The following is an 11,381-nucleotide window of genomic DNA, read 5'->3' on the forward strand; positions in this document are numbered from 1 at the left end:
TGACCAAGATCTCATTTAAACATAGAGAGCGTTTATTGGTTATTTTCACGTAAGATTAATGCCAGTGGTGATATTATTGCCTTTACGCGTATGATCATCGGTGCTATCTGTATTTTTGCCATTATGCTCTACCAAGGTAAGTGTAAAAATGATTTCCCTAATCAGTTTGGTGGTTCACATAATATTGAGCATAGGGAATACTAAATAATTAATGTTCTAATTAGCTTCTTACCCTTTATATTAAGAGGCTTTTCTATTTTTATAGTGTTCCACCTAATGAAAGATAAAATGAGCTTTTCCCTGTCGATGTTTGACCATAACTTAAATAAACAGGACCTAAAATAGAATCTACGGCAACATACACACTGCCCGCAGTAATAGCACTGTCCCAACTCATGGCTGAAGTACGGTCCCAAACTCCGCCTTTTTCGAGCGATCCACCAAGATATATAGGTAATTTAATTGCCCCAAAGTTATTATCAATAACTCGATAACGATAAACCAAGCTAGTTAAAACACTATAACGGCCATTTAATTCATAGTGGTGGTACCCTGATAAATTAAACAATCCACCAAGATCTTGCGCATAAATGGGCAATAAATTATCTGCATCTGAACCTGCCGTTTTTATAGTAGCTACAACGGTATGCTTATCATATGTAAACGGTTTTATTATAGATATATTATAATATACTGTATCCCCTGATTCTGATTCACCAAAATCAGGTCGACGTAAAGTATTACTATAACCAATTTCACTATTAAAATAAGAACCATAAGATGGAAAGAAAAAGCTGTCTAAATCATCATAAGTAAGATCTAAATATGGCCCATATAAATCGTAGTTTTCTTTACGATCAAGAGCAGGTATCGAAATGCTTCCAGCTTGACCTTTATAACCTAAAGTTAATGCTGCCCACGGTTTAATATTCCAACCCATTTTTATATAAGCACTTGTTTGATTATATTTAGCATCAACATTTTTTAATTCTTCGTCTGAATTATCATAAGTAAAATTATCAAATTGACGAATTTCATTACTGAACTCAGCGCCAAATGCAGTAAAGAAATGTTGTTGATAATCTATAGGGAAATAAAATTCAGTCGTGATATTTTTCCAACTACCCAATTTCCATTCAAGTAACCACTCACCACCTTTATCAGTAAGATCAGTATAAACATATTGTGCGCCAAAAGAAAAATCAGAACGACTTTTAAAATCATCTTCAAATGCAAGGGTGAAGTTTAAATATCCCGGCCCCCACGATTTTTCATTAATATCCATAACAAGAATATTTTTATTATTTTTTTTCTTTATTGAATAATTAATTCGACCATAAATATCTTCACTTTGTAACCGTTTTACTGCTTGCTCTAATTCATTATTAGAAATTATTTTTCCTGTTTTTAATTCTAATTGAGCTAATAATGTTTTATCTGGTAACTTAGTATTATTGATAATTTCAATATCATCAATAAAATAAGAGTCATTCGCGGATAACCTTGCTCGACGAATATTTTTCTGCTTATTATATTCAGCATATTCTGATAGTGATAACTGATAGCGTAATAAACGAGGTAGTGATGCAAGTGCTATTTTTCGACCAGCTTGATAAGCTTGTTCAAGTTTATCAAAATCACCGGCGCTCATAAAAGATACATTAGGCTGTAAATAAATATCACTTGATTTCATTAAGCTTTTTTGAAAATCTGCACTGGCATTAGTCATGAATGTCGTTAACTGTGACACAATATTTAAAGCGCTGTCTAAATCTTTTTTAGGCATTAGACTATCACGTAAATCCACCGCAATAATAACGTCAGCGCCAAGCTGCTTTGCCACATCAACAGGCATATTATTAACGACCCCACCATCAACAAGTAATTTATTATCTAAATGAACTGGTTTTAATACGCCAGGAACGGTCATTGAAGCTTGCATGGCAGTGGCTAAATGGCCAGAATTTATGATAACAGGGGTTACCTTCGTAATATCAGTCGCGACACTACGATAAGGGATAGCAAGCCGATCAAACGTATTTAATGCTGGTAAATTAGCAGTAAGTTGACGTAAAATAATAGCAAGCCCCTGACCTTGAAATGCTCCAGGACGAGATTTAAACTCACCATTAATGTCTAATCCTAAATCCGTATGTAATTGATAATTATCACCTTGTTTCTTTCTTCGTAACGAAAGATCATTACGACTAGCACGATCGATATAACCAGTATTCCAATTTATATTAAACGTCTGTTGCTTCACTTCTTGTGCAGAAAGCCCCATGGCATACATACCGCCAACATAAGCTCCCATACTCGTACCCGTAACAATATCAACCGGGATACGATTTTCTTCTAGCACTTTAAGTACACCAATATGTGCCGCACCTTTTGCACCACCGCCACTAAGAACTACTGCAATTTTAGGACGCTCAATAACAGGACGATCAGCTGTTGCAGCATAGATATTAACAGTTGATGTACCCATAAAAATACAACATAAAACACTGCTAAAATTCTTGTTACTAAACAACATCGTCTAACTCCGCTAGCAATAATACTTACTATAACGTAATACACATCAAAGTATTACATGTTAACCCGTAGCTGTATTAGAACAAAAAGAGCGTCGATAAACACGCTCTTTCTCTATTCAACTGTCACTATTTGCTTTTAAATTCCTTTAGCAACATCATCTAAGGCAGTTAATACTTGATCGGTTATATGACCTTCATGAACCAACTTACATACTTTTCTACGAACTGCTAAGCCTGAAATTAAACGTTCAATAGATAAATGGCGTTCGTCTTGGCGACTATTATATAATTCAACCGTTTTACTAAGCGTTTCATAACTAACGCGCTCCCCTGCGACATGAAGCCAATCAAGCTTCTCTAAATACCCCTGACACTCTTCTGTAATCGTAGTAGCTGGATGACCAGTCATAGCAGACAACGCCGTAATACTGCGTTGTAGCGCCTCAGAAGAGGTATATTTAGATAAAACGATAGTAAGTTCATCTGCATTTATTTCAACTAAATGCTTACGCAGCTTAATACGACGTCCTAACCGCCCTCGAGGACGAGGTTCTTTACGCTGGATAGGTTCAAATTCACCATCAATGATCGCTGATAGTTGATCTAATGCTTGCTTAGGCATGATTTCATTACGTAATGGATTAGGCATCGTTGGTGCCATATTACGTTTGCCTTCATTGGTGGTTTTCGCACGAGAATAACGAATAACTTCTTCAGCATCGGATTTAATATCTATTCGATAATCCGTATAACGTTTATCAACATCATCAGCCGAAATCGTTAAATGATAGCCCCATAAATTAACCGCAAACATAGTCTCGGTCACTTTACCTTCTGCCAGTTTCTTTAATTCACGAATAATATCCGAAGAAAAACGACGCCATTCAATATTTCTAGCAAGTTTTTGATTCAACTCACTTAATAGCATTGAATCAACAACGCGACGTGACATGCGGCTTCTAAAAAATGTGTACAGTTGAAACACTAAAGTATGTTGACGTAAAATCTCTGGTGGGAACAAGAAGAAATAATCACGGGTGAGTAATTCATCAAAAAAGGAAGGTTCCCACACTAAAATATACAAGTTAGGTTTGATGCGAATCTCACCATCGTCACCTTCTTGAGGCGCTTCTTCTGATGCTGTGATCGTACGAGCAATAAATCTAAACCGATCACTTTTAAAACCTTCTGGCATATTTTCACTCAGCCAACGACCGGTTAATTCATGCAGCTGAAAATCTGTAAATTCGATACGATCAATACTTTCGCGAATAGAATCACGAGCAGGGCCACTGTCTTTTTTACCACGTAAAGCTAAAATATCAGTGATATAAACAGGGGTTTTATTTGCCATTGAGCGGAGTTGGATCTCATAATCCGCAAGATGATGATCGTGATATTGTACGGTTAGCGTAAACAACGCAAATAACGTCATAAGATCATCAACAGTCATGATCGATTTTGAAGATCGTGTTTCAATGATCGCTTTGGTACCACTAATCGCAACCATTGCTTTTTGATAACTTTTCTTTGTCCGTGGTGGCGCTAAAGCTTGATCGATAATACCAGCCCAACTTGTTGGTGATACTACTATTTGATCCGCTTCATCAGGCATCGAAGGCGGAGTACCTAAACCATATTCAGTCAATAAGCGACGGTTAACATGATTTTGAGCTAATGCTTTAGAACGCTTTTGTTTTTCACGTTGTTTAAATTGATCGGATAATAAACTACCTGTACCCAACTGAGAGATAAGTAACGCTGGATTGATAAAGTGATGCAACATGGTTTTACCAGCAAGACCCTCTTCAAATCGTACTGGTTGTTGATTAAACAAACCCACACTTACAGCAGCACGTAAGCGTTGTTGGATGGCTGCTCGTGTTAATTGCCCTTCTGTTGCTTCAATTAGCTCTGTTGTTGAAACCATCCCATCTTGGGTTGATAAGCCACGTAATGAAATTAAATTCAACAGCTCGATAATACTTTTGGTTACACCTTTAAAATGTTGGTATTGGGGTAACCAATCAACCAAATTTGCAGGGATCACAAATAAATGGCCATCTTTGTGTGATCTTGGTGCTTCGATCAATATCTTATCAATCGGATTTTTTTTAGTATTTCGAACGGAATTCATTTGTCATTAGCCGTAGAAGCATCATCTTTCCGTAGAGATTAATAGAAAAAGATCAATAAAGAAAGTTTTTTATTTAAAGATTTTAAAACTGATCTTTATGATTAAATCTGATCTTATTGATTATATGATCTAATGATCAGGTGAGAAAAGTTGGCATAACTAGCTGTTTATAAAAACGATTATTTTACGGGTGATTGGAACGATGATCAACAAAAGTACAGAAACATGATCATATAGTGCGAGAAAGCATGATCATAGCAGCATTGGAAAGATGATCATTATAAAGCCGAAAAGATGATCATAATAATATTGAAAGCATGATCATCATTGATTCTCACCTTTTCCACAAAGTTATCCACAACTGAGATGTGAGAGCGCGTATTTATTGCTGTTGCTCGTCCTTTTCTGTGTTATCAGTGGCATTTTTCACTGGAAAGATGATCATGTTGGCGTGTTTTCAAGTTTTTTGAAGTATTTATGTTTGTATTATTTCTTGCGAGTACTTTTTTTTAGTTGAATTGACACTTAATTGAAATAACATTCAACGTAAACAGACGGGGATTTGTCATGTATCCGCCATTGGATCAATGATCACCATGGGTTTAGTGTATTTCAATTTGACTTCTTTCGATAATTAAGTCGTTGTTGAGTGATTTTTAGAGATTCACTAACGCGTCGCAGCCCTTATTGAATCAGCGTTCTCCGTAATTTATCTTCTATTTTACATGCTTCCGTGGTGTGGGCTCTATTATTGCGATCATTGAACTTCATCTTGATCATTTTTCCGCTATTAAGTAAGTCTAAATATTCGATTTACAGATCTATTGCCGTGATTATTTCAGCTTGATCATCGTTTCATGTTTTGTTTTTTTCATGGGAACAATGATCAAGTGACAGTAAGCTTCTAAGGATTGAGGGAATATGATTTCAGGTTGTTTTTAGTGTTATTTTGCTTTTTTTTACTTTTTACTAATGAAATTGGATGATTTCACTAGCAAATAGAACAAAATCTTTCATCGACTCTTTTTTATATTGAAATGACATTATCCGTAAATTATGACTGTTTTTTCATTGTTCCGCTAATAATGCAGATAAGTTGAATTTACATTGTAAACTTGTGACGCTGTAACAGTTTTACGAAATGGGTTTAATGAGGTAGATTAGGTTGGATTTTTGAGTAGATTGAAGTCTAAAAACCTTATTTTTTTATGCTTTTTGCATTAATCGATGTTTTTTAGTATCGATTAGTATCACATGTTTTTGTTCAGCTTTTTATTGTTTACAGTGTGTTTTATTGTACAATAGAGGCAGTCTATTATCATGGCGAAGAGTACTAATGAATAGGGAACAGACGATACAAAATTTGCTCAACATTGCAGAGCAAACTAAACAAGTACAAGCGGATCGTATTGAAATTGTTTTGGAAGAGCGTCGCGAGGAAGTTTTTCCACCAATGTCAAAAGCATTAATGGAAACGCGCTCAGGTTTAACTCGTCGCAAGTTAGATGATGCAATTTCACGTATGGAAGCGACTGGGCATCAATTTACAAAAAATAAAGCAAATCACTATTCAATTACCCTTGAAGAAGCACATCAGTTGATGGAGTCAGCAAAAAAGCCTGCTTTTTATCAACGTGAAGGTGCAGGGCGTAAACCTTGGGTGGTGAATGTTCAGAATCAGAAAGGTGGCACTGGAAAATCAATGACAGCAGTACACATTGCTGCTTGTTTAGCCTTAGATTTAGATAAGCGTTACCGAATTTGTCTTATTGACCTTGATCCTCAAGGATCGTTACGTTTATTTCTTAATCCATTGATTAGTATAGGTAAACAAGAGACTATTTATTCAGCTGTGGACGTAATGTTAGATAACGTGCCGGAAGGTGTGTTAACGGATAAGCATTTTGTAATGGATAATGTGGTAATGCCAACCCAATATCCGAACCTTAAAACAATTGCAGCTTTCCCTGAAGATGCGATGTTTAATGCTGATGCATGGCAAGATTTGGCTGTAAATCAAGATCTTGATATTGTGCGTTTACTTAAAGAAAAAGTGATTGATCCGATTGCTGATGAGTTCGATATCATCATGATTGATACGGGCCCTCATATTGATCCATTAGTTTGGAATGCAATGTATGCATCAAATGCGTTGATCATTCCTTGTGCTGCTAAACGTTTAGACTGGGCATCAACCGTTAACTTCTTTCAGCATTTACCCACTGTTTATGAGATGTTTCCAGAAGACTGGCACGGATTAGAATTCATTCGTCTGATGCCAACGATGTTTGAAGACGATAATAAAAAGCAAGTTTCAGTATTAACCGAAATGAATTACTTGTTACGTGAGCAAGTAATGATGGCGACAGTACCACGAAGCCGCGCTTTTGAGACATGTGCAGACACTTATAGCACTGTTTTTGACCTTACTGCGGCTGAATTTGAGGGCGGTAAGAAGACCCTTTCTACGGCTCAAGAAGCCATTCAGCGTGTTGGTCTTGAATTAGAACGTGTTATGCATAGCCACTGGGCAAACTTGAACGAGGAGTAATTGACAGATGGCAATTAAAACTACAGATCTTAATGCACGTTTGTTTGGTAAAGCCGATAAACGTCGTGCGACCAATGTTACAGAAGCACAAACAGCAGCCCGTGATAAAGCTGCTGTGATTGAATTAGCTGTTGCTGGCGAAGATACTGTTGCTTTTGAATTAATAAAAGTAAACGCAGATGATATCAGCACACAAACGATCGTTTTTGCTGAAAATGCGCGTGAGCAAGCTTTTTTAAATGAGCATGCTCTTGCTGATATTTTAGTAACGTTAAAAGATCGTGGCCAGCAATATCCCGCCGTTGGTCGTTGGCTTGATGATGGTCGTATTGAAGTATTAGACGGTAGTCGTCGTCGCATGTCTTGTATTCTTGCTCATAAAGATTTTTTAATTTATGTCGCTAAAGGCATCAATACTGAGCATGCGAAATTTTTGTCTGATGTTGCGAACGCGCATAAGCCATTATCTTTATTTGAACGTGGTAAAGAAATGCAGTCGCTGTTAGATACTGGCAAAGTTGCTGATCAAAAAGAACTGGCTAAGTATTTACAGTGTAGTGAAGCATTAGTGAGTGGTGCACTAAAAGCTGCAAGTTTACCGATGGAATTATTGATGGCTTATCCTAGTGTGGGTGAACTTGGTCGTCCTACTATTGTTAAACTTCACCGTATTTTCTTTGGTTTAAATCACGAACAACAGCAACACATGATTGCTGATTTGAGCGGTGATAATGCATCATTGTGGAAGACGATTAACGCACAAGGCATTAGCCGTATTACGCGTGAAGTAACAGGTAAATTAGAACAATTAGGTGAGCAGTTACATCCTAAGACAGTGATTGAGAAGCCAACATCGCAAGATTTAATTAAGGGTAAAGTCTCTTATATGCGTGATGGTGATAAGTTACAGCTTAAATTGAAAAAGATGAGTGATCGTCAAATCAATGATGTACTGGCTTATTTAAATGATTATCTAAAGTAACGTTTATTTTACTTAATAAAAGCCACGCAATTATGCGTGGTTTTTTTATGCCTGTTGTGGCTGTGTTATGATCTGTAGGTCATTTATTTATGGATCTATTTATGTCGGCGCAGTTAGATATTTTCTTCGCTCAACTTCAGCAACAATTATCACACCATTTTTGTCGTCAGTTAATTGTCTTAGAAGGCGATTGCGAATGGGCAACGACAATGGCAACTGTTATTGGTAAGCACTTTTCACAACGATTATGGGCTGGGGATAATGTGCCAATGTCATTTGTGTCTTCATCTCTTAAACAGTCAAAGCAATGGCTTGGGCAAGAGTTTGATATGGTGGCTATCAACGCATTAGATGGATTGAATGCAAATACACTCGGTGCACTTTCTGGCACCGTTAAAGGTGGGGGTATTCTTGTTATTATTACGCCACCAACATGGCGACTTGCTAATATTAGCTCTCATTTTTATCATCGTTTAGGTCGTTTGTTTTTAGAGCCTGAGGTTATGCTTATTCAGCAGTCACAACCTGTCGAGTTATTATCTTTAGCTGTAATACCTGATGACTTACCTTCTTCTCAAATATTTACGGATGCTAATGTTCAACGAGGGTGTTTAACCGCAGGCCAAGCAGACGCAGTGGATGCGATTATTAAAGTTGTGACCGGCCATAGTAAACGTCCATTAGTGTTGTCTGCTGATCGTGGTCGAGGTAAATCGGCGGCGCTAGGTATTGCTGCTGCTGAATTATTACAAACACGAACAATTAAAATCGCTGTTACGGCTCCTTCTTTTGCTTGTGCGGATACGGTATTTAAACTTGCTAAATTACGCTTAGCAACGGCGCAACAACCACATCGACATCAATTACATTTTGGCGCTAGCCAGTTAGAATTTGTAGCCGCTGATGAAATAGTTAACCGCGCATCAGAATTTGATTTTATTATGGTGGATGAAGCTGCCGCTATTCCAGCATCTATCTTAATGGCGTTACTTTCTCATCATAATCGATTAATTTTTGCGACGACTATTCATGGTTATGAAGGCACTGGGCGTGGGTTTGAAATTAAATTCAAACAACAATTAACAATTAAAATGCCACAGTGGCGCAGTTATCATTTAGAACAACCTATTCGCTGGGCTGTAGGCGATCCGCTTGAAGCTTGGATTTTTAAAGCGTTGTTATTATCCGCCGAAGCCCCGAATTGTACTGTGCTTGATGTTGGTTCTGATGTCGCTGCGATTGAATATTCTGTGTTACCGACCTCTGAATTAGCGGCTAATGAAAACTTATTAAACCAACTGTTTGGTTTATTGATTAACGCCCATTACCAAACCTCACCCAATGATATTCAACAACTGCTAGATGATCCTGAGCTATCACTGATTGTTGCGTTACAAGCTAAGACAATTATTGGTTGCTGTGTTGTGTCTAAAGAAGGTGGATTTGATGCTGAACTTGCACAATTAGTGATGCAAGGTAAACGTCGTCCACAAGGGCATTTATTGGCTCAATCCTTAGCGGCTCATCTAGGTTATGCGATTGCGGCCGAGCAGTGTTGTTATCGTATATTACGTATTGCTGTTGCTGATAGTTTTCAACAACAAGGTATTGGTACCCATTTGGTGGACGCTGTTTTACAACAAGCACAGAATGAAAACATTGACTATATCGGTACAAGCTTCGGTGCGGCTAATGAGCTTGTGGATTTTTGGTGTCATTGTTCATTACGGCCGTTGCGGTTAGGAATCACTAAAGATGCAGCGAGTGGTCTCCATTCTTTATTGTTTGTTAAACCGTTATCAAGTGCTGCGTTATTATGGTTTGATGAGGCGGTTGCTTTGTTCAGTGCATCTTTTATTTGCCAGCGAGTTGAACAATTTAGTCAGCTTGATAGCCAATTGTTTTTTAAATTATATTCTCAAAATGTTCAGCAACCATTGAATTATGGCTTATCACAGATACAGATTGAACATCAGCTACAAACCTTTATTCAAGGTGGACTTGGTTATGATGTCGTGGTTGCTAGTCTTGAAAGCTGGCTCTCACAGTATTTGTTGCAAGATGATTGTGCTTGGAATGATGATGTCGGCTTTGCGGTAGCTAAGATTTTGCAAAAACAAACTTGGTCAGCGGTGGGGGAGCGGTATCATTTAGCCAGTCATAAAGTTGCTCAGCAGCATTTACGAAATATAGTTGCTCGTTATTATTCTTTATCTTCTCAAGTTTATTAGAGGTTTTTCATTATGCAAATTCAAGTTGATACTCATACACATACATTATCCAGTGGTCATGCTTATAGTACAATCATTGAAAATGCCCAAGCTGCTGCGGCAAAGGGATTAAAAATGTTTTGTAATACTGACCATGCTTCTTTAATGCCTGGTGCTCCTCATTTCTGGTATTTTGCGAATCAACGTGTACTTCCTCGATTTCTTGAAGGTGTCGCTGTTTTACGTGGTGTTGAGGCAAATATCAAGAATACTGCGGGGGAGGTCGATCTTGATAATACCGTTTTAGCGAAATTAGATTGGGTGATAGCGAGTTTGCATGAGCCCGTTTTTAAACCGATGACGAAAAGTGATCATACTGAAGCATTGATTAATGCAATACAGTCAGGCGTGGTTGATGCGATCGGTCACCCTGGAAATCCTAATTATGATTTCGATTTTGAAACCGTTATTCGTACTGCCGCTAAGAATAATGTGTTAGTTGAAATCAATAACTCATCATTGGGCCGCTCTCGTGTTGGTAGTGCACCTCGATGTGAAGATATTGCTGCACTAGCAAAAGAACTTGGGGCTCGAATTACGACAGGGTCTGATGCTCATTTTGCGGCGGATGTTGGTAACTTCTCAAGCATTAAGACTTTGTTAGCACATGTTGATTTTCCACAGGAATTAATTGTGACTCAATGCCCTGAAACATTCTTAGCATTCTTAACTGAGCGTGGAAAGTCTGTTGCTGAACAATATGAAAATCATAAATGGTGATCAGCTAATGTTTTGGTTTACAGTGTAAACTGATACTTAATTATATTTACAGTGTAAATCGTCATATTAATTTACACTGTAAATATTATAATTCTAGCCAACCACCACAGCCAACCACCACAGCCAACAACCACAGCCAACAACCACAGCCAACAACCACAGCCAACAACCACAGCCAACAACC

At 37.7% G+C, this 11,381-nt stretch carries 6 protein-coding genes; 4 read left to right on the top strand and 2 right to left on the bottom strand.

What is annotated here, in order from left to right; all coding sequences use genetic code 11:
- Positions 1-259: 259 nt before the first annotated feature.
- Positions 260-2,488, bottom strand: coding sequence for a patatin-like phospholipase family protein (locus tag Q0V26_RS13160; RefSeq protein WP_297482243.1), 2,229 nt, complete (start codon positions 2,486-2,488; stop codon positions 260-262).
- A 185-nt stretch (positions 2,489-2,673) separates the two neighbouring features.
- On the bottom strand, positions 2,674-4,674 hold the full coding sequence (locus tag Q0V26_RS13165; RefSeq protein WP_297482246.1) for a replication initiator protein RctB domain-containing protein: 2,001 nt from the start codon (positions 4,672-4,674) through the stop codon (positions 2,674-2,676).
- Between the two features lie 1,336 nt (positions 4,675-6,010).
- Between Q0V26_RS13165 and Q0V26_RS13170 the strand changes: the two genes are divergently transcribed.
- From Q0V26_RS13170 to Q0V26_RS13185, 4 genes are all read left to right on the top strand, one after another.
- Positions 6,011-7,225: an AAA family ATPase gene (locus Q0V26_RS13170; protein WP_080156500.1), complete on the top strand. Its 1,215-nt coding sequence runs from the start codon at positions 6,011-6,013 to the stop codon at positions 7,223-7,225.
- 7 nt (positions 7,226-7,232) lie between these two features.
- Entirely contained in the window at positions 7,233-8,207 is a 975-nt protein-coding gene (locus tag Q0V26_RS13175; protein WP_297482250.1) for a ParB/RepB/Spo0J family partition protein, read from the top strand.
- Between the two features lie 101 nt (positions 8,208-8,308).
- Positions 8,309-10,438, top strand: a complete 2,130-nt coding sequence (locus tag Q0V26_RS13180; protein ID WP_297482254.1) for a GNAT family N-acetyltransferase — start codon at positions 8,309-8,311, stop codon at positions 10,436-10,438.
- A gap of 12 nt (positions 10,439-10,450) precedes the next feature.
- Positions 10,451-11,197, top strand: coding sequence for a phosphatase (locus Q0V26_RS13185; RefSeq protein WP_297482258.1), 747 nt, complete (start codon positions 10,451-10,453; stop codon positions 11,195-11,197).
- Positions 11,198-11,381: the final 184 nt, after the last annotated feature.

The sequence above is a fragment of the uncultured Photobacterium sp. genome (assembly GCF_947039875.1).
Classification (GTDB): Bacteria; Pseudomonadota; Gammaproteobacteria; order Enterobacterales; family Vibrionaceae; genus Photobacterium.